The 21,976-nt window shown below is 57.9% G+C and carries 20 protein-coding genes, 1 other RNA gene and 1 pseudogene; 11 read left to right on the top strand and 11 right to left on the bottom strand.

The genetic code is table 11. The annotated features are described in order from the left end of the window. The first annotated feature begins 45 nt into the window (after positions 1-45). Positions 46-2,425: pseudogene (locus IGS16_RS18780) on the top strand (dynamin family protein). 48 nt (positions 2,426-2,473) lie between these two features. Here IGS16_RS18780 and IGS16_RS18770 read toward each other — a convergent pair. Then, positions 2,474-2,755: a Crp/Fnr family transcriptional regulator gene (locus IGS16_RS18770; protein WP_297088061.1), complete on the bottom strand. Its 282-nt coding sequence runs from the start codon at positions 2,753-2,755 to the stop codon at positions 2,474-2,476. Between the two features lie 81 nt (positions 2,756-2,836). Continuing rightward, a complete protein-coding gene (locus IGS16_RS18765; RefSeq protein ID WP_297088059.1) occupies positions 2,837-3,007 on the bottom strand; it encodes a hypothetical protein in 171 nt (56 codons plus the stop codon). 692 nt (positions 3,008-3,699) lie between these two features. On the opposite strand from IGS16_RS18765, the gene IGS16_RS18760 reads away from it, so the two are divergent. Together IGS16_RS18760 and IGS16_RS18755 are read left to right on the top strand one after the other, a co-directional pair. Then, positions 3,700-5,010 (top strand): pitrilysin family protein, encoded by a 1,311-nt coding sequence (locus IGS16_RS18760; protein ID WP_297088057.1) that lies wholly within the window; start codon positions 3,700-3,702, stop codon positions 5,008-5,010. Between the two features lie 24 nt (positions 5,011-5,034). After that, the gene (locus IGS16_RS18755) at positions 5,035-5,904 is read left to right on the top strand and encodes a fructosamine kinase family protein (protein ID WP_297088055.1); all 870 of its coding nucleotides are present in this window, start codon (positions 5,035-5,037) and stop codon (positions 5,902-5,904) included. 72 nt (positions 5,905-5,976) lie between these two features. Here IGS16_RS18755 and IGS16_RS18750 read toward each other — a convergent pair whose 3' ends face one another. Next, a complete protein-coding gene (locus IGS16_RS18750; protein ID WP_297088053.1) occupies positions 5,977-8,076 on the bottom strand; it encodes an amylo-alpha-1,6-glucosidase in 2,100 nt (699 codons plus the stop codon). A 269-nt stretch (positions 8,077-8,345) separates the two neighbouring features. On the opposite strand from IGS16_RS18750, the gene IGS16_RS18745 reads away from it, so the two are divergent. From IGS16_RS18745 to rimM, 3 genes are all read left to right on the top strand, one after another. Further along, positions 8,346-8,948: a peroxiredoxin gene (locus IGS16_RS18745; RefSeq protein WP_172355573.1), complete on the top strand. Its 603-nt coding sequence runs from the start codon at positions 8,346-8,348 to the stop codon at positions 8,946-8,948. 290 nt (positions 8,949-9,238) lie between these two features. Continuing rightward, a complete protein-coding gene (locus tag IGS16_RS18740) occupies positions 9,239-9,721 on the top strand; it encodes a hypothetical protein (protein ID WP_297088051.1) in 483 nt (160 codons plus the stop codon). Positions 9,722-9,770: 49 nt separating this feature from the next. After that, on the top strand, positions 9,771-10,292 hold the full coding sequence (gene rimM, locus IGS16_RS18735) for a ribosome maturation factor RimM (protein ID WP_367185825.1): 522 nt from the start codon (positions 9,771-9,773) through the stop codon (positions 10,290-10,292). A gap of 108 nt (positions 10,293-10,400) precedes the next feature. Here the strand turns inward: rimM and IGS16_RS18730 are convergent, their stop codons facing one another. Next, entirely contained in the window at positions 10,401-11,747 is a 1,347-nt protein-coding gene (locus IGS16_RS18730; protein ID WP_297088047.1) for an aspartate aminotransferase family protein, read from the bottom strand. A 257-nt stretch (positions 11,748-12,004) separates the two neighbouring features. On the opposite strand from IGS16_RS18730, the gene ssrA reads away from it, so the two are divergent. Continuing rightward, positions 12,005-12,396, top strand: a transfer-messenger RNA (tmRNA) gene (gene ssrA, locus IGS16_RS18725). A 97-nt stretch (positions 12,397-12,493) separates the two neighbouring features. On the opposite strand, the gene IGS16_RS18720 is transcribed toward ssrA, so the two are convergent. The 3 genes from IGS16_RS18720 to IGS16_RS18710 form a co-directional block, all read right to left on the bottom strand. After that, positions 12,494-13,126 carry an exopolysaccharide biosynthesis protein gene (locus IGS16_RS18720; RefSeq protein WP_297088045.1) on the bottom strand — a complete coding sequence of 211 codons (633 nt, stop codon included), beginning with the start codon at positions 13,124-13,126 and terminating at the stop codon, positions 12,494-12,496. Positions 13,127-13,211: 85 nt separating this feature from the next. Next, on the bottom strand, positions 13,212-14,486 hold the full coding sequence (gene ahcY, locus IGS16_RS18715; protein ID WP_297088043.1) for an adenosylhomocysteinase: 1,275 nt from the start codon (positions 14,484-14,486) through the stop codon (positions 13,212-13,214). A 317-nt stretch (positions 14,487-14,803) separates the two neighbouring features. After that, positions 14,804-15,052: a hypothetical protein gene (locus IGS16_RS18710; protein ID WP_297088042.1), complete on the bottom strand. Its 249-nt coding sequence runs from the start codon at positions 15,050-15,052 to the stop codon at positions 14,804-14,806. A 2-nt stretch (positions 15,053-15,054) separates the two neighbouring features. Here IGS16_RS18710 and IGS16_RS18705 point away from each other — a divergent pair, with 2 nt between their 5' ends. Continuing rightward, positions 15,055-15,297, top strand: a complete 243-nt coding sequence (locus IGS16_RS18705) for a hypothetical protein (RefSeq protein WP_297088040.1) — start codon at positions 15,055-15,057, stop codon at positions 15,295-15,297. Positions 15,298-15,320: 23 nt separating this feature from the next. Here the strand turns inward: IGS16_RS18705 and IGS16_RS18700 are convergent, their stop codons facing one another. After that, the gene (locus IGS16_RS18700; RefSeq protein ID WP_297088038.1) at positions 15,321-16,283 is read right to left on the bottom strand and encodes a homogentisate phytyltransferase; all 963 of its coding nucleotides are present in this window, start codon (positions 16,281-16,283) and stop codon (positions 15,321-15,323) included. A gap of 436 nt (positions 16,284-16,719) precedes the next feature. Here IGS16_RS18700 and IGS16_RS18695 point away from each other — a divergent pair, with 436 nt between their 5' ends. Continuing rightward, the gene (locus IGS16_RS18695; protein WP_297088037.1) at positions 16,720-18,012 is read left to right on the top strand and encodes a hydroxymethylglutaryl-CoA reductase; all 1,293 of its coding nucleotides are present in this window, start codon (positions 16,720-16,722) and stop codon (positions 18,010-18,012) included. 50 nt (positions 18,013-18,062) lie between these two features. On the opposite strand, the gene IGS16_RS18690 is transcribed toward IGS16_RS18695, so the two are convergent. Next, the gene (locus IGS16_RS18690; RefSeq protein WP_068513654.1) at positions 18,063-18,476 is read right to left on the bottom strand and encodes a secondary thiamine-phosphate synthase enzyme YjbQ; all 414 of its coding nucleotides are present in this window, start codon (positions 18,474-18,476) and stop codon (positions 18,063-18,065) included. 68 nt (positions 18,477-18,544) lie between these two features. After that, entirely contained in the window at positions 18,545-18,853 is a 309-nt protein-coding gene (locus IGS16_RS18685) for a hypothetical protein (protein ID WP_297088034.1), read from the bottom strand. A gap of 291 nt (positions 18,854-19,144) precedes the next feature. Here IGS16_RS18685 and IGS16_RS18680 point away from each other — a divergent pair, with 291 nt between their 5' ends. Together IGS16_RS18680 and ribD are read left to right on the top strand one after the other, a co-directional pair. Continuing rightward, on the top strand, positions 19,145-19,543 hold the full coding sequence (locus IGS16_RS18680) for a SpoIIE family protein phosphatase (RefSeq protein ID WP_297088033.1): 399 nt from the start codon (positions 19,145-19,147) through the stop codon (positions 19,541-19,543). Positions 19,544-19,726: 183 nt separating this feature from the next. Beyond that, positions 19,727-20,842, top strand: coding sequence for a bifunctional diaminohydroxyphosphoribosylaminopyrimidine deaminase/5-amino-6-(5-phosphoribosylamino)uracil reductase RibD (gene ribD, locus IGS16_RS18675; RefSeq protein WP_297088031.1), 1,116 nt, complete (start codon positions 19,727-19,729; stop codon positions 20,840-20,842). Here ribD and cofG read toward each other — a convergent pair. Next, positions 20,827-21,834, bottom strand: a complete 1,008-nt coding sequence (cofG, locus tag IGS16_RS18670; RefSeq protein WP_297088030.1) for a 7,8-didemethyl-8-hydroxy-5-deazariboflavin synthase subunit CofG — start codon at positions 21,832-21,834, stop codon at positions 20,827-20,829. The two genes, ribD and cofG, sit on opposite strands and share 16 nt — an antisense overlap. Positions 21,835-21,976 lie beyond the last annotated feature (142 nt).

The raw sequence follows: 21,976 nt of genomic DNA, 5'->3' as shown, positions 1-21,976 counted from the left end.
GTCGTTGGAATCCACCTATGTACCAATTACTGGATTGTCACAGTTATGACTGCTCCTTCACCCCAGGGCCAATCGCTACAAGTCCCGGTTACTCGTTTAATAGAATTGCTGCGCCAAGAGCCAGCGCTGCGATCGCACCTCGACACGACTCAGGCCGAAGCGTCGCTGGCAAAGGCGATCGCCCCGACGTTTGAAATCGTCTTTGCAGGAGCCTTCAGCGCCGGAAAATCCATGCTGATCAACGCCCTGCTAGAGCGCGAATTGCTCTATAGCGCCGAAGGTCATGCCACCGGAACGGAATGTCGGATTGCCTATGCCGAAGCGGGCCAGGAGCGCGTCGTGCTGACCTTCATGAGCGAGGCAGAAATCCGCGAACAGGCGGCGGCGCTGTGCCAGCGGCTAGGCGTGACGGCTCCGGCAGACATTCGCCAGCCCGATGTGGTCAGCCTGCTGCAAGGGCTGTGCCGCGACGTGATTGCCACCGAGGGCGGCGAGAGCAAGTCGGAACGGGCTAAGCAGGCCAGTGCGCTGAATTACCTGCTGGACGGGTTTGTCGCCAATGGCGATCGCATCCACCCGACGCAAAACCAGACCTATTCGATGGAGCAGTTCCAGTTTGCTACGCTCCAGGAAGCCGCCGCCTACGCCCGCCGGGGAGCCAACAGCGCCGTCCTCAAGCGGATTGAATACTACTGCCATCATCCGCTGCTGCAAGACGGAAACGTGCTGGTGGACACGCCGGGAATCGATGCGCCCGTAAAGCGCGATGCGGAACTGACCTACCGCAAGATCGAAAATCCCGATACGTCCGCCGTGGTGTGCGTGCTAAAGCCTGCTGCTGCGGGCGACATGACCAGCGAAGAAACGGAACTGCTGGAGACGACCCGCAGTAATCCCGGCGTGCGCGATCGCGTCTTTTATGTGTTCAACCGGATTGACGAAACCTGGTATAACACGCAGCTTCGCCAGCGGCTCGATCGCCTGGTGCAGGAGCAGTTTCAGGACACCAACCGAATCTATCGCACCAGCGCCCTTTTGGGGTTCTATGGCAGCCAGATTCGCAATACGAGCGCGGGCGATCGCTACGGGTTGGATTCTCTCTTTGCCGACAGCATTCGCATCAGCGGAGAGATTGAAGACACGCCGCAATTCGTGAATGAATTCAACCGCTACTGTGCGAACTCTGGCAAACTGCCTGCCGACCGCTTTCGCATTGACGTGCGGAGCTATGAATCGCCCAATGAAAACTACGTGCGAATCCTGAACGAACAGGGGCGATCGCTCATTGACCAACTGATTCATGACAGCGGCATTGAAACCTTTCGCAGTGCCATCACTCGCTATCTGACCGAAGAGAAGCGTCCCCAACTCCTCGCCACGCTGGCAGACGACTTGCAGCCCCTCTGCATCGCCCTCCGCAAAGCCTATCTGGACGCATGGCAGCATATCGGTAGCCAGCCCCGCGACCTGGAGGGCATCAAGGCAATGGAACTGCGCCAGCTGAGCCACGACCTGAAGCGCGTTGGCGAAGCCTTTCAGCAGGATATCGAAGCCTCGGTAAATGAAGCCGTTGCTAGCAGCCTCAACACTGCCTTTGAAGGCGCAAGCCAGCCACAAGCGCAATTCCGTCGTGCCGCTGTCGGGCATTCTGGCAGAGGCGTTCTATTACCTGGCAAACGGGCTAGAAGAGGTGCTGCTGGAATCGTCGCAAGACCTGATGGGGCGCTTCTTTCAGCGGCTGATCGACCGGGTGCGCCAGCAGGACTATTACCGCGATTTGTATCGACTGCTGGGCAACGACGGCGGCATCGAGCAAGCCCTGCGCCGACTGCGCGACCAAGCGACCTTGGCACTGGAAAACGAAGCCAGGACGGAGTGCGATCGCTATGTGCGGGAACGCCCGGAGTTCTACACCGAGGGCACCTGCTCGATCTGGCAACTGCGGCAAACGCTGCAACAGGCCTGTCGCGGCTACGACTACCAGACCATGATCGAGGCAGAACCTGCCATTCGCCAACTGCTCAAGCTCGACTTTGAGCAAAAGGTGAAGGACACTATCACCCGCACCTTCCGCCAGACGATTAACCAAACGCTGAACGCGCACCTGCTGCCCAGCGCCCAGCAACAGGCAGACCACATCCTCCAGCAATACGACGCGGCCCGCGCCTATCTGGCCCGCGTGCTGGAAAAGGAAGCCGAGGAAAAAATTCGCCAGCTCGATCGCCAAAAGGCAGACCTAGAGCAGCACATCGCCACCTACAACGAGGCGATCGCCACGTTCAACCAGCATCTAGAAGCCATGCAGCTTGACCGCAAGGCGCTGCCTGGTATCAGCGAGGCAGATCTGGTCATTTTGCCCGTCGAGGAACCCGCCGAGACGCTAGAAACACCGCAAGTTGCGGCAGAAGAAGGGGCGATCGCCTAACTTCAGCACTTTGGGGAACCCGGTCGTTCTAGACGGGCGATCGGGGTTCTACCCAGCTTTAGGGATTGATTTTTCACGTAAAGCTATCATCTCTTGCTCAAACTGATTGAGTAAGCGAGTCACTGTCACCCGTGTTGTGCCCAGTGCATCGGCTATGTCTTGATGGGTCAGTCGCAGATTAATTAGTTTCCCTTGCTCGTGTGTTTCTCCAAATTGATTTGAGAGCCACTCTAGCAAACGCTGAAGCCTCAGATGAATTTGTCCACTGCGAATACCAATTAGCTCTTGCGCTTGATGAAGATGGGAAAGCAGCGTTTGGGGCAAGTTCACGCAGTCATCCAGGGCGATCGCCCTAGCCTGCACCTCAGTCAGGCACTCCAATTCATAGGGCTGAATGCAGGTCAGATGCTGTCAGACCTGATTGCCTGCTCCCCAAAATCCCAAACCGACAATCGTGCCGTCTCCCATCAGCGTATAGGCTCGCACCGCACCGCTTTCTATCAGCCAGAGGTGCTGCGGACATGCGGGGAGAGACTCCCGACGCTTGAATGAGCGCTTGGTAGCCGGATTAAGCTTTAGCATGGTTAGGGTCAACGATAGGCGGGGCTGGAGCAAACGATTCAGTGGGCAACTGCCTGTTCAAGCAGTTCTGCTATGGAACTTAACTCAGTGAGCTTGCACCTGTTTCACACCCTAATGGCGCAGGGTGATCGCGCACCTTGGGCAGGATTCTCAATTGCTGGGGCAAAGCTCGGCATTTCTTGTCGGCAACTTGGACAGAACCAATACACTCCTGAGCTACGAAAATGGCGCAATAGGCTTGTGTTGCAGCAGAGACATCGGCTCATAGGCTGTTTACTCTTCGTGGGGCTTGTGAAATCGAGCAATGCGCCTAGGTAGACGGGTCACACCCAATCCAGAGATTGGCGCGACTTATTCACCCTATTTTTGACATAAATTCTCAATAAGTCAAGCGAAAGTAATCCAGACTCGCAGAGAAAACCTAGGCGAAAACTGAGACAAGGGCAGAGCAACAGGCTACCCTATGTGCCTTTCCCTAACCGCGAGTTTCGCTTCACGAAGTCCGAATCCCGCGAATTGCTGGATTCCCTGGAGCGCTCCGGAAAGTGAAGTCTGCTCAGGGATTGAGGTCAGCGATTGAGCGTAATTGAGAGGGGGATGGGTAGGATGAAACTAGGAAAACTAGAGCGGCAATGCTGTTTTCAATGGTTCAGACGATTAAGATAGATTAAGAACTGTTTGTCTGTTACCCAATGACTCCAATTCCGACTGTGCTAGAGGCGAGCAAACCGCCTCGTCTCAATGCGCCAACGGTTCACCAACTCCCGGATGGGTTAACCATTGTTGCCGAACAAATTCCTGTAGAAGCTGTGAACCTGAGCCTATGGCTGGGGGTGGGGTCTGCGGTTGAAACAGATGCCATCAACGGCATGGCGCATTTTCTGGAGCATATGGTGTTTAAGGGCACGGCCCGCCTCCAGAGTGGCGAATTTGAACGGCTGATCGAACAGCGCGGCGCAGTCACCAATGCCGCCACCAGCCAGGACTACACCCATTACTACATCACCACGGCTCCGCAGGATTTTGCAGCGCTAGCCCCGCACCAGATCGAGGTAGTGCTGAACGCCGCGATTCCCGATGAAGCCTTTGAGCGAGAGCGCCATGTGATTTTGGAAGAAATTCGCCGGGCAAACGACAATCCCCAGCGACGCACGTTCTACCGGGCGATGGAGATGACTTTTGGGCGATCGCCCTATCGCCGCCCGGTTCTCGGTCCTGCCTCTGTGATTGAAGCGCTCACAGCCCAGCAGATGCGCGACTTTCACCAGACCTGGTATCAGCCGCAATCCATGACTGCCGTGGCGGTCGGCAATTTGCCCGTTGAGCAATTGGTGGAGATCGTCGCGGAGGGCTTCGCGCAGACCCAGGCGCATTGGGCCCAGCCCGCCCCCCCGACCCTGCAAGAGCCGCTGCACACCGAGCCAGAGCCGCCGTTTCAGTCTATCCATCGCTATGAGCAGACCGATCCCACCCTCCAGCAAGCCCGACTGGTGATGACCTGGCGCGTGCCAGGGATGGACAGCCTGCCCCAGACCTACGCGCTGGATGTGTTGGCATCGGTGCTGTCGCAGGGACGAACCTCGCGGCTAGTGCGCGATCTGCGGGAAGATCGGCGGCTGGTGTCGGGCATTTCTGCCAGCAACATGACCTACACCCATCAGGGCGTGTTCTACATTTCTGCCCAGTTGCCCGCTGAGAATCTGGACGACGTGGAAGCGGCGATCGCCCAACACATCCGCCGCCTACACAGCGAACCCGTCACCGACTTCGAGATTCAGCGCATCCGCACGCTGGTCGCCAACCGCTTTATCTTTGGCAACGAAACACCGGGCGATCGCGCTGGGCTGTATGGCTACTATCATTCTGTCGTGGGCGATTTGCAGCCGGCCCTGCTCTATCCCACGCACATTCAATCTGTCGAAGCCGCAGACCTGAGGGCCGCCGCTCAGCAATACCTCTCCCCTGATGCCTACAGCGTGGTCATCCTCAAGCCCGAAGCCTAATTCCCAACTTCTGACCCCTCCTGCATGTGGAATGCGATCGCCGACCATATCCGCCAAGTTACCGGAGCGCCATTGGGCAGCCTGCGGCAGCGTCCCGTTGGCGGCGGCAGCATCAACCAGGGCTATGCGCTGACAGATGAGCGCCACGCCTATTTCGTTAAGCTGAACCAGGCAGCTCGCGTGGCGATGTTTGAGGCAGAAGCTTTGGGCCTGCGCCAGATGGCGGCCACCCAGACGATTCGCGTGCCGCAGCCGCTCTGTTGGGGCACAGCAAATGGCTCGGCATATCTGGTGCTAGAGTGGCTGGATTTTGGCTATGGCACGCACCGCAGTTGGGCGGAGATGGGGCGCAACCTAGCGGCGATGCACCGGGTTACGAGCGATCGCGGCTTTGGGTGGGATCTGGACAATACCATCGGCTCTACGCCCCAGCCCAACCCCTGGACCGCAAGCTGGGTGGATTTTTGGGCAGAGCATCGCATTGGCTACCAGCTTCATCTAGCAAAGAAGCGCGGGGGTCACATTCCGGAGGGCGATCGCCTGCTGGATGCAATTCCCAAACTGCTGCAAGGGCATGATCCGCAGCCTTCCTTGGTACATGGCGATTTGTGGTCGGGCAATGCCGCCGTCACCCAGCTAGAGGAACCCGTGATTTTTGACCCGGCGACCTACTTTGGCGATCGCGAAGTCGATCTGGCCATGACGGAACTCTTCGGCAGCTTCCCCAACGATTTCTACCGCGCCTACAACGAAGCCTTTCCCCTGGAACCGGGCTACGCCCAGCGCAAGACGCTCTACAACCTGTATCACATCCTGAATCACTTCAACCTCTTCGGCAGCGGCTATGAAGGCCAGGCGCGGCGGATGATGGAGGGGTTGCTGAAGTTGGCTTAATCTCGATTTTGGATTTTGGGGTACTCGTCCAGCGTTTGCAGGTTGGGTCGAGAAGGCAGGAGGAGTGAAGCCCTAACGTCCCACTCCCAGGTCATTCCAATGTCGCACCAGTTCTGCGACTGACCAGGCCTGGGCGATCGCCCCTTGCGGATCATGCGGCGGGTCGCCGTCAAAGATTTCGGAAATGGAGCCAAGGCAGGCCTGGTTTGCAAAGTGGTCGAGCAAGGGCTGGGCATCCCACGGCAGCGGCTCGTTGGGATAAAACCGCTGCCAGGCGCGAATGAAGGGCCCGATTAGCCAGCTCCAGACGGTGCCCTGATGATAGGCGTGGTCACGATGCACGGGGTCGCCGATGTAGCGGCCGACGTATTGGGGGTCGCTGGGGTCGAGCGATCGCAGTCCATAGGGGGTCAAGAGGCGATCGCGGGCGGTGACCAGCGCCTTTTTGCCTTGCAAGTCAGAAAATCCGCAGTGGGTGAGCGAGAGGGCAATCACCGCGTTGGGGCGAATTTGCGTATTGGGACTGTCGCCAGGGTCAATCAGGTCATAGAGGTAGCCAATCCGTCCGTTCCAGAACTTTTGCAGCGACGCTTTCACCTGTTCGGCCTGCTGCCCATAGCGGCGGGCGTGGTTGGCATAGTTGGCGGGTTCCTCGCCGTTGCCCCCTTGTTCGGCCAGCCAGTGGGCCCAGCGCTTCGCCCAGCACAGCGCCGAATACCACAGCGCGTTGATTTCCACACATTTGCCCTGGCGCGGCGTGGCGGGTTCGCCGTTCACCACCGCATCCATCCAGGTCAGCGCAAAACCGGGATGCTCCCAGGTCACCAGCCCGTCCATCGCGTCGATGCGGATATTGTAGGACGTACCCGTGGCGAAGGACTTGTGAATTTGCCGGACGACGGGATATTGCTGCACCAAAAAGTCCCAGTCTTGGCTGGCTTCCAGGTAGAGGCCCAAAACCTCGACCCACCACAGCGCCGCGTCGATGCTGTTGTAAATTGGGTGTGCGCCGTTGTCAGGGAAGGTATTGGGAATCAGACCGCCCTGGCAGTATTTGCCAAAGGATTCCAGCAGCCCCCGCGCCAGGTCAAATCGCTGCGTTGTCAGACATAGCCCTGGCAGCGCAATCAGCGTGTCGCGGCCCCAGTCGCTAAACCAGTGATAGCCCGCAATCACCGTCGGGCCGCCAATAGAGGCGCGATAGGCGATGAACTGGTCGCTGGCGCGGAGCAGGGCTGCCAGCATGGATTCTGTGGGGCTGAGATGGGGTGCAGCAAAGGTGACGGCGGGCGATCGCCCCCGGTCAGTCGTCTTCAGCATCGGCGTAAAGACCTGTCTGAGTCGCGCCTGCTCTGCCTGGAACGCGGTTTCAAACGTCTCGTTACTTGGCGGCACGAAGGGACGCAGTGGGTTTATGATGCGGACGCGGGCCTCCAGCACCAGGCTTTGCCCCGGATGGAGCAGTATTGCCAGATGCCCCGGACTGTACAAATCCTCGCGATCGCCCAGACCGCGCCGCGTCTCTTCGGGATAGCGATAGTCCCAATACCATGCGCCATCGGGATAATAGTCGCCCTGGCTCCAACTCAGTTGCCAGGACGTGCCCACCCAGTTGCCCCGCGTTGCCTGGATCGACACACGGTTGGGTTCCACCAGTTGCGAGAAGTTCAAGTCGGAAGCGGGTTCAGAACTGGCGTGCTGTTGATGGTGAAAGTTGCGATCGCCCACCAGCGGCCGCAGGTTCACCCAGACAGGCTCCCGGCCGGCATAGCGATAGCGAATGTAAACCTGATGTCGCAATCGGGGTTCGGGTTTGCCGTCGGGATTGGGCAACAGCCCGTGCGTCATCAAAATTTCGCGGGTCAGCGTCCAGTTTGACGTACCCCACACCCACGTCGGCACAGGGTCAATGGAAAAAGATTGCAGCAGCTTGTAGCCTACAGGCGACACCGACCCACTGCCCCAGTAGTTTGTGCCCAGCGGGTAGCCCTCGCCCGCAACATCCAGATAGGCTTCCACCCGCGACAGCAGCAGCGTCCGCTGGCCCGGCGGCGACACCGCTGCAAACAGCCAGCCGTGATAGGTGCGGGTGTGCGCGTCGGCAACCGTGCCGCTGGCAAAGCTGCCCAGGCCGTTGGTCAGGAGCCATTCGCGAGTGTCGAGAAAATCCATATGGGGTCTAAGGCTCAGTGAACCGCCAGTCTACTACAAGCTCAAGGGGCAAAGAATTAAGACTGTCTGAGGAAATAGGGGCAGGGGATTAAAGTTTTGGAACCGAGCTAAAAACTTAGCGACAAACTCTACTCAAAATCGTTATGACTATGATATAGTCGTAACAGTTCGCAATCTAGGAACTGCGGCGAGGCAATGCCGACCATTCCCCGCCAGATTATCTAAGGAAACTATAGACGCATTAGGAAGTTCTAAGGAGAGTACGTTTCATGACTCACAGCACCGAATGTCTTCGCGTTGGTCAAGCAGCACCTGACTTTACTGCCGAAGCGGTGGTCGATCAAGAATTTAAGACCATCAAGCTGTCTGACTATCGCGGCAAATACGTCGTTCTGTTCTTCTATCCTCTGGACTTCACCTTTGTCTGCCCGACGGAAATTACCGCTTTTAGCGATCGCCACGCCGATTTTAAAGCCATCAACACCGAAATCCTGGGCGTATCGGTAGACAGCGTGTTCTCTCACCTCGCCTGGATCCAGACCGACCGCAAGAGCGGCGGCGTGGGCGACCTGAACTATCCCCTCGTGGCAGACATTAAGAAAGAAGTGAGCGCTGCTTACAATGTGCTAGATCCTGAAGCAGGCGTTGCACTGCGCGGTCTGTTCATCATCGACAAAGATGGCATCATTCAGCACGCCACCATCAACAACCTCGCCTTTGGCCGCAACGTGGACGAAACCCTCCGCGTGCTGCAAGCCATCCAGTATGTGCAGTCTCACCCCGATGAAGTGTGCCCTGCCAACTGGAAGCCCGGCGATGCCACGATGAATCCTGACCCTGTGAAGTCGAAGGATTTCTTCGCCGCTGTATAGGTTTGACGTAAGGTTTGGCTGTCTCGGTGAGCGTTCAGCAATGAATGCTCTGTAATTGCAAGACTGGGGGTGCATTGCACCCTCTTTTTTTTGAAAAAGGGCGATTTTTTCAACAAAGCGCGGGTGCTGTTTCTCTCTAAACTAAAATCCATAGCATCGAACCATCAACGTTAGGACTTACGCAGTTGGACGATTTCTCACGGGCTGCGCCCGTGAGAAATCGTCCAAAACCCAGAAAACCTATCGCAAGTGCCTAAGTGCTGAACGTTTTTAAGCAACAGGAGTGAACCGTGAGGATTTTATATGGGATATCGGCGGCGGCACTGGTTATGCTAGGCGGCATAGGCACAGCGGGGGCCAATCTACCGCTTCAGGTGGGAGCGTATCAGGCGGAAAACCGCAGCGCCCGCATAGCAACGCTGAACGATCGCCTCTGTGTGCAGTTTTTTGCGCTGGGAACCATTGTCACTGCGTCGATTGACCGCAGACCCGATTCTCTGGGCGTTTACAGGATTGAGCGTTTGGATCAGGTGCTGGTGCAGCCCGACGTGCGATCGCTCCTAATTGGCCCGCCCCATGAACTGGTCGTCTATACACGAGTTGACGACGTGCCTCCCAGTATTAATTTCTTGATGCAAGAGTGCCTTACCTCGCGGCAAGACTATCTCAACCAGACCAACGCGGTTGGCAGTCTGGAGGTAGCGCCAGGCTCGACAGAGCTTTATTCAGAAGGGATTCTAGAGGACTGGGCGCATGGCATCGGAATCCGCTAAATCCACAAACGCTCAATCTACAGATGCGAAAGACCTGGACACAGAGTGGATGGAGGTCGGGCGCATCGTTGGGGCGCAGGGTCTCAAGGGCGAGGTGCGCGTCTATCCCGATTCGGACTTTCCGGAGCGGTTTCTGGAACCGGGGACACGCTGGCTGCAAGGGCCGGGAGAAGCCACGCCCAGATCGGTCAAGCTGGTCGCAGGGCGCTTGCTGGCAGGCAAGAATTTGTACGTGGTGAAGTTTGCTGAGGTGGGCGATCGCACTCAGGCAGAGGCCCTGCGCGGCGCGGTAATGCTGGTTCCAGCGGGCGATCGCCTCCCGCTAGCGCCAGACGAGTTCCACGTCCGCGACCTGATCGGGCTGGAAGTCTGGCACCAGGTCACGCAAACCCAGGTGGGCACGGTTATAGATTTGATTGCCGCAGGCAATGATCTGCTAGAAGTGAAACTGTTAGCGCCGCAGGGTAAAACGACCACCGTGCTGATTCCCTTTGTGAGGGCGATCGTGCCCGTGGTCGATTTGCCCAGTCGCCGCCTCGAAATCACTCCACCCGATGGACTCCTGCCTTAAAGAGGAGAGAAGCCTCAGAAGTCTTCTCTTACTTTCTCTTACTTAAGGGGGATTTAAGGATTGAGGGAGATCTCAGGGCGATCGCCTCACCAAGACTCAAACCAGCCCCTAAGCCGTTGCCTTCAGCAGGTCAGTCAGCATCGACACCATCTGGTCAATATGGTGCTTCTCGATCATCAGCGGCGGCGATAGGGCAATAATGTCGCCCGTGGTGCGGATTAATAGACCCTGCTCATAGGCCCGCACAAACACATCAAAGGCGCGGGCGGTCGGCTTGCCCGGAATCGACTCTAGCTCGATGCCGCCTACCAGACCCAGATTGCGAACGTCGATGACGTGGGGCAGCCCCTTCAGCGAATGCAGCGCTTCCTGCCAATAGCCCGACAGGTCGTTTGCCCGCTGGAACAGGCCGTCTTCTTCGTACACGTCCAGCGTCGCCAGCGCCGCCGCGCAGGCCACCGGATGTCCGGAATACGTGTAGCCGTGGAATAGCTCGATGGCGTTTTCGGGCCCGTGCATAAAGGCATCGTAGATATGCTTGCGGACGAAAACCGCGCCCATCGGCACGGTGCCGTTGGTAATGCCCTTGGCGACGGTGATCATGTCGGGCAGCACGCCAAAATAGTCTGCTGCAAAAGGCGCACCCAGCCGCCCAAAGCCCGTAATCACTTCGTCGAAGATTAGCAAAATGCCATACTTGTCGCAAATTTCCCGCAGACGCTGCAAGTAGCCGACGGGGGGAATCAGCACGCCCGTCGAACCGGCCACAGGCTCTACAATCACCGCCGCAATATTCGACGCATCGTGCAGTGCCACAATCCGCTCCAGGTCATCGGCCAGGTGTGCGCCCCATTCGGGTTGTCCTTTGCTAAAGGCGTTGTGTTCCAGGCTGTGGGTATGGGGCAGATGGTCTACGCCCGTCAGCAGCCCGCCAAAGAACTTGCGAACCGTAGGAATGCCGCCGACGGAAATGCCGCCAAAATTAACGCCGTGATAGCCACGCTCGCGCCCGATTAGCCGCTGGCGAGTGCCATCACCCTTGGCCCGATGATAGGCGATCGCAATCTTCAGCGCTGATTCCACCGCCTCCGAGCCAGAGTTCGCGAAAAACACATGGTCGAGATCGCCTGGCAGCATCTTCGCCAGCCGATCTGCCAGTTGAAACGCGCCCGGATGCCCCATCTGAAATGCCGGAGCATAGTCCATTGTGTTGACCTGGCGGCTAACGGCTTCGGCAATTTTGACGCGGCAGTGTCCGGCATTGACGCACCATAGCCCTGCCGTGCCATCCAGCACTTGCCGCCCATCAACGGTCGTATAGTGCATGTCCTTCGCTGCGACAAATAGCCGGGGCCGCGCCTTAAACTGGCGATTCGCCGTAAACGGCATCCAAAATGCCTCCATCTCCGCCGGAGTGCTGGCGGCCCAAACTGGGTGGGTCAATTCTTGCACCATAATGCTGCATCGCTCCTCGCCAAATGGCTTCAGTTAAATAGCCTTCAAACGTCTGAAATACTTACCATTCAGCCATTCTAGCGCCCGCCATCACTACCTACCCCCAATTATGTCCATCCATTAACACGGCGTAAGACGGAGGGGGCAATTGAGATTACTGGGATGAGGGAGATTGTTGGGCTTTGAACCTCCTACCGTGTCACCTCCATTCCTTTGTCCCCTTGCTATACTGTAAGCAGGCGCACAAGTGCCCTTATGGGGCTGTCACGGTTTCGACGTTTTGGCGAACACTACCTTGTGATGCAGGCCGAGAGCGGGCTACCTCTCGTTAATCAATGGCTCAAACCAACGTACATGCGAACAACATCGTACCTTTTGCTCGTAAGCGCGTAGCTGTTGCTGCCGCCTAACAACCTCCTTACGGTTCGAGCGTCTGCGATTTGACTCCGTTAAGGATTGCAGACCAACCCCCAACGGATGCTCCGGATGATTGCCTCTGGTCAATCTCCGGCTAAGACTCTACCAGAGCATCCCACTGTCCGGGATAAGTGACAGTCCCCGCCCTGAGGGTCATCAGGGCTAAGCCTGTGAATGAGTGAGGTACTAATACCCAGGACGGACAGGAGTTCGACTCTCCTCAGCTCCACTTCTGGTAAGAAGCGCAGAACCCTGAGGTCTTAGAGACTTCGGGGTTCTGTTATGGGAGCAGAACTAGTAGAAAAACTGAGGGCGATCGCCCTCTCCGTTCACCCGCCAAAATTCAACACAGTTTCCTTGAACAGGTCGATCGCGGCGCGGACGGCGGTGTACCCAAAGGTCAGCACAGCCGTGGTCAGCGTTGCGCCCATGACGCACAGCACCAGCCCGCCCAGACTGATTGCGCCATCGTCGTCTAGCAGGCCGAACCCGGTGACGAAGATACCCATCGCGGGCAGCGTGTTGGTCAGGGGGATAGGGATCATCATGGAAATGGCCATGAGGGCGATCGCCACGCCAATTGCCACGCGCCCCGGCAGGCTCGTACAGACAGGCGTGAGTCGGGGACGGGACAGCGCCTCAATTCGCCGCAGCCAGGGTAGCCCAGCATTTAGCACGCCCTGCACCTGCTTCAAATCGAGCGCGTGCTGCTTAAACTTTTCGGGAAACCAGGGCGTTTCTCGCCCCGCAATCAACTGCACTGCCAGCAAAAACAGCAGAATCCCGAAGGGGACAGAATAGCCCGGAGCCGGAATCGGCAGCGCCGACGGCAGCGCCAGCAGCACAAACAAAAAACCAAAAATTCGCTCACCCGCCAGGTTCAAAATATCGGCAAGCGTGACTTTTTCGGGCGGGTTTTCGTCAAAAAAATAGCGTTGCAGTTCGGTTGAGAGTCGAGCCACGTTTGGGGGAAGGGATGAGGGGTAGGGGTTTCCTGTTTCGGACGGGAGGCACCCGAAACAGGAACTAAACTTAGGCCTTTAAAGCCTAAGTGCCGGAGGTCCAGGAGTTAATGTACTCAATCTGCTCAGGGGTGAGCGCGTCGATGGCGATGCCCATTGCTTGCAGCTTCAGGCGGGCGATCTCTGCATCAATTTCCTGAGGAATCGAGTGCAATCCGGGCGAAAGCTTGCCCTTGTTTTTCACCAGGTATTCGCAGGCGAGGGCCTGGTTGGCAAAGCTCATGTCCATCACGGCGCTGGGGTGTCCTTCGGCGGCGGCCAGGTTGACCAGGCGACCTTCGCCCAGCACAACAACCGATTTGCCGCTGGCGAGCTTGTATTCTTCGGTGAAGGGGCGGACAGTTTTCACTTCGGCGGCGCGTTCCTTCAGGGCTACTAGATCAATCTCGATGTCGAAGTGTCCAGAGTTGCAGACGATCGCCCCATCTTTCATGCGGTCGAAGTGTTCGCCGCGAATGACGTGCTTGTTGCCCGTCACGGTGATGAACAGATCACCCTGGGGAGCGGCGATCGCCATCGGTACGACGCGGAAACCATCCATCACGGCTTCTAGCGCCTTGATGGGGTCAATTTCGGTGACGATCACGTTTGCGCCCATGCCCCGTGCCCGCAGCGCTGTGCCCTTGCCGCACCAGCCATAGCCTGCCACAACGACCGTCTTGCCCGCCAGCAGAATATTCGTGGCGCGGATAATGCCATCCAGCGTGGATTGGCCCGTGCCGTAGCGGTTATCAAAGAAATGCTTGGTGTCGGCATCGTTGACATTCATCGCTGGGAAGGTCAACACGCCATCCCGCAGCATCGCTTGCAGACGCACGATTCCCGTAGTGGTTTCTTCCGTTGTGCCAATCAGGTCAGCGATTTGCTCCTGGCGCTCCTGAATCAGCGTGGCCACTACGTCGCTGCCGTCGTCGATGATCAGGTTTGGGCGGTGATCCAGCGCGGTCTGCACATGGCGATGGTAGGTGGCGTTGTCTTCGCCCTTGATGGCAAAGACGGGAATGCCGTAGTCGGCGACCAGGCTAGCAGCCACGTCGTCCTGCGTAGACAGGGGGTTGCTGGCGATGAGCAGGGCATCGGCTCCGGCATTTTTGAGGGCGATCGCCAAATGAGCCGTTTCCGTAGTGACGTGGCAGCAGGCGACGAGACGAATTCCTGCCAGCGGCTTTTCAGCAGCAAAGCGGTCTTGAATCTGGCGCAGCACGGGCATTTCCCGTCCGGCCCACTCAATGCGCTGTTTCCCCAGGCTGGCTAGGGACAGATCTTTGACTTCGTGTTTTACCTGAGTTGTCGTGGTCATTGAGGTTCGAGGTTGAGGGTTTGCATGTAGAAATTTATGCCAGGACGATCTTAACGCTCTTGACCCCGAACACCTAAAAAGTTGGCGTGGAAGTTGGAGCAGAAGAGGCTTGCGCGGGTGGAAAAGCCTTAAAAACTACTGTCGGGAATCCGTATTTTTGTCCTTGTATCAAGTAGATACGCTATACAGCATAGTGAAAATAGATGGGTAAGCGCAGACAGGCTGCTAGCTTTGGTTTGTGTTTTACTGCCGTTTTCGAGCAGCTTAGCCTGGAGGATGATCGCAGATACGAGCAACGTTAATTGGTTTACGTAGCTTCAATAACTTTCTCTTATGAAAGTTTCGGATATGATAGTACCTAAGGACAGCGTGTTCAATCGCTCTTTCCCATTAAGCTGGGTAAGCGTCAGATCAGCGCTCTGGTTTTCCTGAAGTTGCAGGAAATCTGGGGGCTTCTCCGTTTCCCAGCGCCAGCCCAAACCCGGACTAGAGTTCTGTAGCTTCAAGGCTGCAACTCCACAGCTATTGAGGGTTTTAGGCTGTTTGTCGAGTTCTAAATTATTCATTTATGGAACCTGGTAGTCGAAACGACACCTCTCCTGAACCTCCGCTTTACCGCGCTGCTGAGATTGCAGGCACCTTCATCGCCGTGTTGACGCTGGTTGTTCCCGTTGCGGCGATCGCCTATTTTTCAACCCCGATCACGCCCTCCTCATTGCCGACTCGAACCATCCGAGCGCCTGCGGTCGCAGCACCTGCGGTCACTGAGTCATCAATTTGGAAGCGTCACCATCCTTTGCAGCCCAAGTGATTGACCGACCAGGGATGGGGATGCTACTGCTGGATGAGCCAGCAGGCAGAGGGAAAAATCAGGTATTCCAAGAAAAAGAGCTTCCAGATGAACTGATAGAATCGGGCGATCGCCCTGCGGTCGTCCAAGTTGACCCGTCGCTGCTGCCACCAGAGGGCCGCCAGCGCCAGTCCGTGCGTCGCCACCAGCCAGCCCGTAGAGGCGCGAGACAGAGCGGGTGCAGCCACAATGATGCCCCCATAGCAAGCGCTGATCAGTCCCAGCACGATGCGAAACACGGGGCGCTTGCCCAGGCTGAGGGCAAAGGTGCGGATGTGGTAGCGGCGATCGCCCTCCAGGTCGGGAATGTCTTTGCAAAGAGCGATCGCCCCCGTGAAGCCAAGAATGAACAGCGTCAGTGCCCAAACTTCTGCCGGGATGCCGCTGGGCAGCCCCAGCACGTTGCTAAAGTGCAGAAACAGCCCCAGGTTTACAATTGCGCCGCGCACCGTGAAGATGCACAGCGAGGCCCACACGGGAAACCGCTTCAGACGGATGGGCGGCAATGAGTAGGCTGTGCCAATCAGCAGGCTGAGTCCGACCGTCGCCAGCAGCCATGGCCCACCCCCCGCCGCCAGCATCAACGCCAGCAGCCCACAAGTTGCCACAATTGCCCAGCCCTGCTGCCGCGAAAACTCGCCCGATGCCAGCGGCAGGTGCGGCTTGTTGATTCGGTCAATATCCACATCCTCAAGCTGGTTTAGCCCGACGATGTAGACATTACCGCAGAGACAGGCGAAGAGGGCAATTCCCATGAGGATCGCTTCGCGAATCGCCACGGCTTCCCACGAGGCACTGAACGGTTGGGCAACCTGAGAGCGGGCGATCGCAAAAATTCCTGCCACGCTGAGCGTTGTCCCGATAATCGTATGGGGTCGAGAAAATTTCCAAAAAGCGTAGAGCGCAGTAGATGCGGTAGAAGCTGACTTGGGCGAACGATCATCCATTAGAAATTCATTAAGCGTGTATGGGTATAGCAGGTGCAACATCTGGTGCAACATCTGGTGCAACATCTGATGCAACTTCTGGCGCAACATCCGGTGCAACATCCGGTGCAACGGATCATGCAATCATGCAAAACATTCAACTCCCGCCTCCACCGTGCCGATCCTCGGTCAGCGGATCAGTGGAAATACGGGAAATCCTGTCAGGACTTAGGATAGTTCACCTGTTGGGCGATCGCACGTTCCCTGCCCAAAAGTCCCGTGGCCAGTCCGAAAAACTGACCCGCTTTTTCCCGACTCGCAAATTTGCTGCATAACCTGGGAATCAAAGGGTTAGGGGGCAGAAGGACGGAGCCAAGTCAGGACTGAATCGCTCAAAACTGCCGAGCCTGATTCCCTAGCCCCCTCACTCTCAACCCGCTCTCTCTCACCGCCACCCATGTCTACCTACGCCCAGCACGCCGGCCAACACCTCGCGCAACTGCTCAAGTCGCGCACCGTTCCTCAGCTTGAGCAAGCCCTCCAGCCCAAGCCCCAGGAGCCGCCGCCCCAGTTTCCTGGCGGGTCGCGGATTACGCCTGCTGCCGTCGATCGCCGCTGGAAGGCCCTGGGCGCAGCGGAGAACCTGCAAGCTGCCCTGCTCGATCCGCAAACGGCTGAGCAGATGGAGGCTTACCGCAACAACATTGAGAACTTCATCGGCACGGTCAAGGTTCCTGTCGGTATTGCCGGGCCGCTGCGGGTGAATGGCCTGTTTGCCCAGGGCGATTACTATGTGCCCTTGGCAACGACGGAAGCAGCGCTGGTTGCCTCCTATAGCCGGGGGGCACACCTGCTAACGGCGGCGGGCGGCTGCACCACACTGCTGCTGAATGAGGGGCTGGGTCGCGCTCCGGGCTTTGCCTTTGCCAATTTGATCGATGCAGGCAAGTTTGTCATGTGGGCGATCGCCCAGCAAGACACCTTCCGCCAGGTCGCCGAAGCCACCACGCGCCACGGCAAGCTGATCGACCTGCGGGTGACTGTCGAGGGCAACCACGTCTACCTCGACTTCCAGTTCACCACGGGCGATGCCTCCGGGCAAAACATGGTAACCATCGCCACCCAGGCCATTTGTGACTACATTCAGCAGCACGCGCCAATCCAGCCGCAGTATGCCTTCGTAGAAGCCAACCTGTCGGGCGACAAGAAAGCCAGCGCCCAGTCGTTTCTGTCGGTGCGCGGCAAGAAAGTCACCGCTGAGGCCACACTGCCCGCCGATCTGGTCGCAAAATGCCTGCACGCCACACCCGCCCAAATGGTGGACTATTGGCGGATGTCGGCCCTGGCGGGCACGCTGACGGGCACTATCGGCGTACAGGGCCACTACGCCAACGGCCTCGCCGCCCTCTATCTTGCCTGCGGGCAGGATGTCGCCTGCGTTGCCGAGTCTGCTGTGGGGGTTACTCGCTTTGAAGTCACCCCCGACGGTTCCCTCTATGCCGCTGTGACCCTGCCGAATCTCGTGGTGGGCACAGTCGGCGGCGGCACGGGACTGCCCAGCCAGCAGGCGTGTCTAACCCTGCTGGGACTGGCTGGTAGTGGTCACGCCCGCGCCTTTGCCGAAGTTTGCGCCGGACTGCTGCTGGCAGGCGAACTTTCGATCATCGGCGCACTGACCTCCGGTGAGTTTACCCGTGCCCATGAACGGCGGGCCCGGCGCAAGGGAACCGGAGAGGGAGAGCAGCAGTGAAGGAATGGGGCGGTTTGTACGTTCCTCGATACTCCACTCATGCCCAACCCTCACTCTCCCCAAACATGCACCACCAACTCCCGCGTATGGCTGTGGCGGCGGTGTTCCCAGATGTAGATGCCCTGCCAGGTTCCCAATAAGAGCCGACCGTTACCTACAGGGATTTGCTCGGAGGTATGGGTTAGCACGGTGCGGATGTGGGCGGGCATGTCGTCCGGCCCTTCGGCGCTGTGGATGTATTGATAGCCTTCAGGAACCAGTTTTGACAGAAAGGTTTCTAGATCCCGCAACACGTCGGGATCAGCATTTTCCTGAATGATTAGGCTGGCAGAAGTGTGGCGCAGGAACAGATTGCACAGTCCGGTGCGAATGCCCGACTCGGCGACGATCTGCGCCACCTGAGCCGTGACTTTTTGCAGCGTTTTGCCTTGGGTGGAGATGCGGAGAATTTGCTGGTGCTGCATGGTCGAGGCGGATTTATGTTGAGGCGGATTTATGTTGAGGCGGATTTATGTTGAGGCGGAGTTAGGAATCAGGAATCGGTGTGGAATTTGCGGGATTGCCAGACGTAGAGCCGCCAGATCAGCCGACACAGGGCGTATAAGGCAACAGTGAGCAAGACCACGCCCAGCGCCAGGAAGACGAATTGCAGCAGGGCACTGAGAAAGACGGCCGCGACGAGGGCGATCGCCATCAGGTTCACCACCCAGTCGAACGGGGTGCGGCGATGGGGGGCGATCGCCTCTGGGCAAAACGGCTGGGGATACAGCACCTCCGACCCCTCAGCAGACAGGTCTGAGCAGGGCAGCGGCTTGGCGAAGGTGGACTGGACGACATTCATGAATCGTCAAAAATTCGTCAGAAGCAACGCGAACCATTTTGACCCAAAGTGGGAAGACTGAGCAGTGTTTGCAGTGACACAAATGAGGGCTGACCGGGACTGACGTTGTTGAATGATTTCTCGCGGATGCAGTATAAAAATTTTCCTCTGATTCGAGTGAATCAGCCTTATAAACAGATAAACAGGGGGACTTTCGAGCTGCATCCCTCTGACCGACGTTTCCTCTCTCGCCCTTGATCATGACCTCAGTACCGATGCCCACCTATCCCCACGTCTTCATTCAGGATCAGCATGACGCTGGCACTGCTAGATTATGAATCAGGTTCGATTCGCCTCAGCGGACAGCATGAGGAAATGCTCGTCGTTCGTGATGGCGGCGTTGTCGAGCGCATTGACACGATAGATCTAGGATTTCCGGTGGGGCTGGTGTCGGAGATTACGGATTTTGTGAACCAGACCGAAGTGAAACTGAACCCAGGCGATGGTGTGGTGCTGTACACAGACGGCATCACCGAAGCCGCAGACCTAGATCGAAACCTGTACGGACTGGAGCGGCTGTGTCAGGTGGTGAGCCAAAACTGGCATCTTCCTGCGGATATGATTCGTCAGCGAGTCATTGAGGACGTGCAGCAGCATATCGGTCAAGATACAGCATTTTTGAAGCTAGTGAGGAACACGGATGGTCAATAAGCCCTTGCCTCGTGAGGGCAGCGTGTGCCTCACCCCGTAAGAAAATGCTGTAACAGGTTGCAAGATGACATTTCTCTGCTGGTCTTAAAGCAGAAACCCAGTCCTGGGCAGACACTGCTGGCTTAGGCACGGCTTTCCTACTTTAGAGAATTTTGGGAATTAATCTGACGCGCTGACTGGAGCATGGCATTGAATCAGGACGAGAGCGATTCGCGCAGCGATCCCTCCGGGAATCGCCCCATGATGCGCCGCTGTTTGGAGCTAGCCCAGCGGGCCCGCGGCCAGACTGCTCCAAACCCGATGGTGGGCGCGGTGGTGGTCAAAGACGGGCAAATCGTGGGCGAAGGCTTTCATCCGCAGGCGGGGCAGCCCCACGCCGAAGTATTCGCGCTGCGAGAAGCGGGCGATCGCGCTGCGGGGGCGACGGTTTACGTCAACCTGGAGCCGTGTAGCCACTTTGGCCGCACGCCGCCCTGTGCCGATGCGCTGATTGCGGCGGGCGTGGCGCGGGTGGTGGTGGGCATGGTCGATCCCAATCCGCAGGTGGCAGGGCGCGGGCTGGAAAAACTGCGGGCGGCGGGCATTGCCGTCATAGTGGGCGTAGAGGAAGCGGCCTGTCAGGCGCTCAACGAACCCTTTGTCTACCGCATCACGCACCAAAAGCCCCTGGGCATTTTGAAATATGCCATGACGCTGGATGGCAAAATCGCCACGACGACGGGCCATAGCGCCTGGGTTACGTCGCCCGCCTCGCGCCAGGTGGTGCATGAGCTACGGGCCGGGTGCGATGCAGTGGTCATAGGCGGCAATACGGTGCGGCGTGATAATCCGCTGCTGACCAGCCACGGGCAGGGTCACAATCCCCTGCGCGTGGTCATGAGTCGTCGGCTAGATCTGCCCGCCGACGCAAAGCTCTGGCAGACTGCCGAAACGCCCACCGTCGTTTTCACGGAAACGGGCGCAAATCCCGACGTTCGGCAGCACTTGCAAAAACTTGGCGTGGAGGTAGTGGAGCAACCGGATTTAACGCCCGCAGCGGTCATGGCGGATTTGTATCATCGGGGCGCAATGGCTGTGCTGTGGGAATGCGGCGGCACGCTGGCAGCAAGGGCGATCGCCGATGGGTCTATCCAAAAAGTCCTCGCCTTTATCGCACCCAAAATCATTGGCGGCGCAGCGGCTCCGTCTCCCGTCGGCGATCTGGGTTTAACCCTGATGACCGAGGCGATCGCCCTTGAGCGCGTCCAGTGGCGGACGATCGGGCAAGACCTGCTGATCGAGGGCTACTTGCCGCGTTGACAGTCAGCATCACGTTCGTCGGATTCCGGCTCGAACTGATTGATTTCTGAAATCCACTCCCTGAAACCCTGCACCCGTTCTCGAACCGCTGCACACAGCCAGCCGTCATATTGCGGATACACGGGCAAACGGGGTACGAGTTGCCAGCCAGCAGGCTGAATCTGCGCTGCTAATTTCTGGGCGTTTGGGTGGGCGTAGTCAGGATTCACTTCATCAATGGGGCTGATGCCGCCGAGATCGGTGGCTCCGGCGGCGAGGCAGTCCAGCAGGGTTTGGGGCGATACCAGGTTGGGCGGAATTTGGATCGCGATATCGGCGGGAAGAATCTGGCGGGCGATCGCCACGGTCTCTGTCAACCGTTCCGGCGCAAAGGGTTCGCCGATTTCTGCCTGCGAGGAACCGGGGCTGTGGGGCTGCAAAATCACTTCCTGGATGTGCCCATAGCGGCAATGGAGGCGGGCGATCGCCGTCAACGTGTCTACCCAGTCGGCCGCCGTTTCGCCAATCCCCAGCAGCAGCCCCGTGGTAAAGGGAATCCGCAGTTCCCCTGCCCACTCTAGCTGTTGCAGGCGGACTTCTGGCTGCTTGCTGGGCGCGTGGCAGTGGACGGTCTGCATCAGGGCGGGCGTGACCTGCTCCAGCATCAGCCCCATCGAGGCGTTCACCCGTTTCAACTGCGCCAACTCCTCATAGCTCAGCGGGCCCGCGTTGGTGTGTGGCAAAAAGCCCAGCCGCAGCGCCAGATCGCACAGGTCATAGATCCGCTGAAACCAGGCGGCGCGGCGACGGCTCTGGGGATGCACTTCGCCGCTCAGCACCAGCGCTTCGATCACGGAGCCACCGGGGAGCGATCGCAGCCTGGATTCTGCCTGTTCCAGCAACAGCCATCGATCGGTTCCGGGTTCGGCACGAAAGTTGCAGTAGGTGCAGCGGTTAAAGCATTCGTAGGTCGGAACGAGCGTGTAGGACGGGCTGTAGGTGACGCGGCGCATTTGGACGGACGCTGGCGATGAGATTGATCTAGATGAAGTTTGTAATACTGTGGACATGACCCATTGTGCGGCAGTGTCAGCATTAAGGGTCAGCGTTAAGTGTCAGCGTTAACAGCATTATTAATTTCAGCGTTAACCGAAT

It is taken from the genome of Thermoleptolyngbya sp. C42_A2020_037 (assembly GCF_015272455.1).
Lineage (GTDB): Bacteria > Cyanobacteriota > Cyanobacteriia > Elainellales > Elainellaceae > Thermoleptolyngbya.
Note: the sequence above shows the minus strand (reverse complement) of the source record. Positions and strands in the feature narration are given on the sequence as shown.

Excerpts from the sequence above, each read along its gene's own strand:
- IGS16_RS18765 (WP_297088059.1), bottom strand. The coding sequence starts at position 3,007 with ATGCTAAAGCTTAATCCGGCTACCAAGCGCTCATTCAAGCGTCGGGAG.
- IGS16_RS18760 (WP_297088057.1), top strand. The coding sequence starts at position 3,700 with ATGACTCCAATTCCGACTGTGCTAGAGGCGAGCAAACCGCCTCGTCTC.
- IGS16_RS18755 (WP_297088055.1), top strand. The coding sequence starts at position 5,035 with ATGTGGAATGCGATCGCCGACCATATCCGCCAAGTTACCGGAGCGCCA.
- IGS16_RS18750 (WP_297088053.1), bottom strand. The coding sequence starts at position 8,076 with ATGGATTTTCTCGACACTCGCGAATGGCTCCTGACCAACGGCCTGGGC.
- IGS16_RS18745 (WP_172355573.1), top strand. The coding sequence starts at position 8,346 with ATGACTCACAGCACCGAATGTCTTCGCGTTGGTCAAGCAGCACCTGAC.
- rimM (WP_367185825.1), top strand. The coding sequence starts at position 9,771 with ATGGAGGTCGGGCGCATCGTTGGGGCGCAGGGTCTCAAGGGCGAGGTG.
- IGS16_RS18730 (WP_297088047.1), bottom strand. The coding sequence starts at position 11,747 with ATGGTGCAAGAATTGACCCACCCAGTTTGGGCCGCCAGCACTCCGGCG.
- ahcY (WP_297088043.1), bottom strand. The coding sequence starts at position 14,486 with ATGACCACGACAACTCAGGTAAAACACGAAGTCAAAGATCTGTCCCTA.
- IGS16_RS18710 (WP_297088042.1), bottom strand. The coding sequence starts at position 15,052 with ATGAATAATTTAGAACTCGACAAACAGCCTAAAACCCTCAATAGCTGT.
- IGS16_RS18705 (WP_297088040.1), top strand. The coding sequence starts at position 15,055 with ATGGAACCTGGTAGTCGAAACGACACCTCTCCTGAACCTCCGCTTTAC.
- IGS16_RS18700 (WP_297088038.1), bottom strand. The coding sequence starts at position 16,283 with ATGGATGATCGTTCGCCCAAGTCAGCTTCTACCGCATCTACTGCGCTC.
- IGS16_RS18695 (WP_297088037.1), top strand. The coding sequence starts at position 16,720 with ATGTCTACCTACGCCCAGCACGCCGGCCAACACCTCGCGCAACTGCTC.
- IGS16_RS18690 (WP_068513654.1), bottom strand. The coding sequence starts at position 18,476 with ATGCAGCACCAGCAAATTCTCCGCATCTCCACCCAAGGCAAAACGCTG.
- IGS16_RS18685 (WP_297088034.1), bottom strand. The coding sequence starts at position 18,853 with ATGAATGTCGTCCAGTCCACCTTCGCCAAGCCGCTGCCCTGCTCAGAC.
- IGS16_RS18680 (WP_297088033.1), top strand. The coding sequence starts at position 19,145 with ATGACGCTGGCACTGCTAGATTATGAATCAGGTTCGATTCGCCTCAGC.
- ribD (WP_297088031.1), top strand. The coding sequence starts at position 19,727 with ATGGCATTGAATCAGGACGAGAGCGATTCGCGCAGCGATCCCTCCGGG.
- cofG (WP_297088030.1), bottom strand. The coding sequence starts at position 21,834 with ATGCGCCGCGTCACCTACAGCCCGTCCTACACGCTCGTTCCGACCTAC.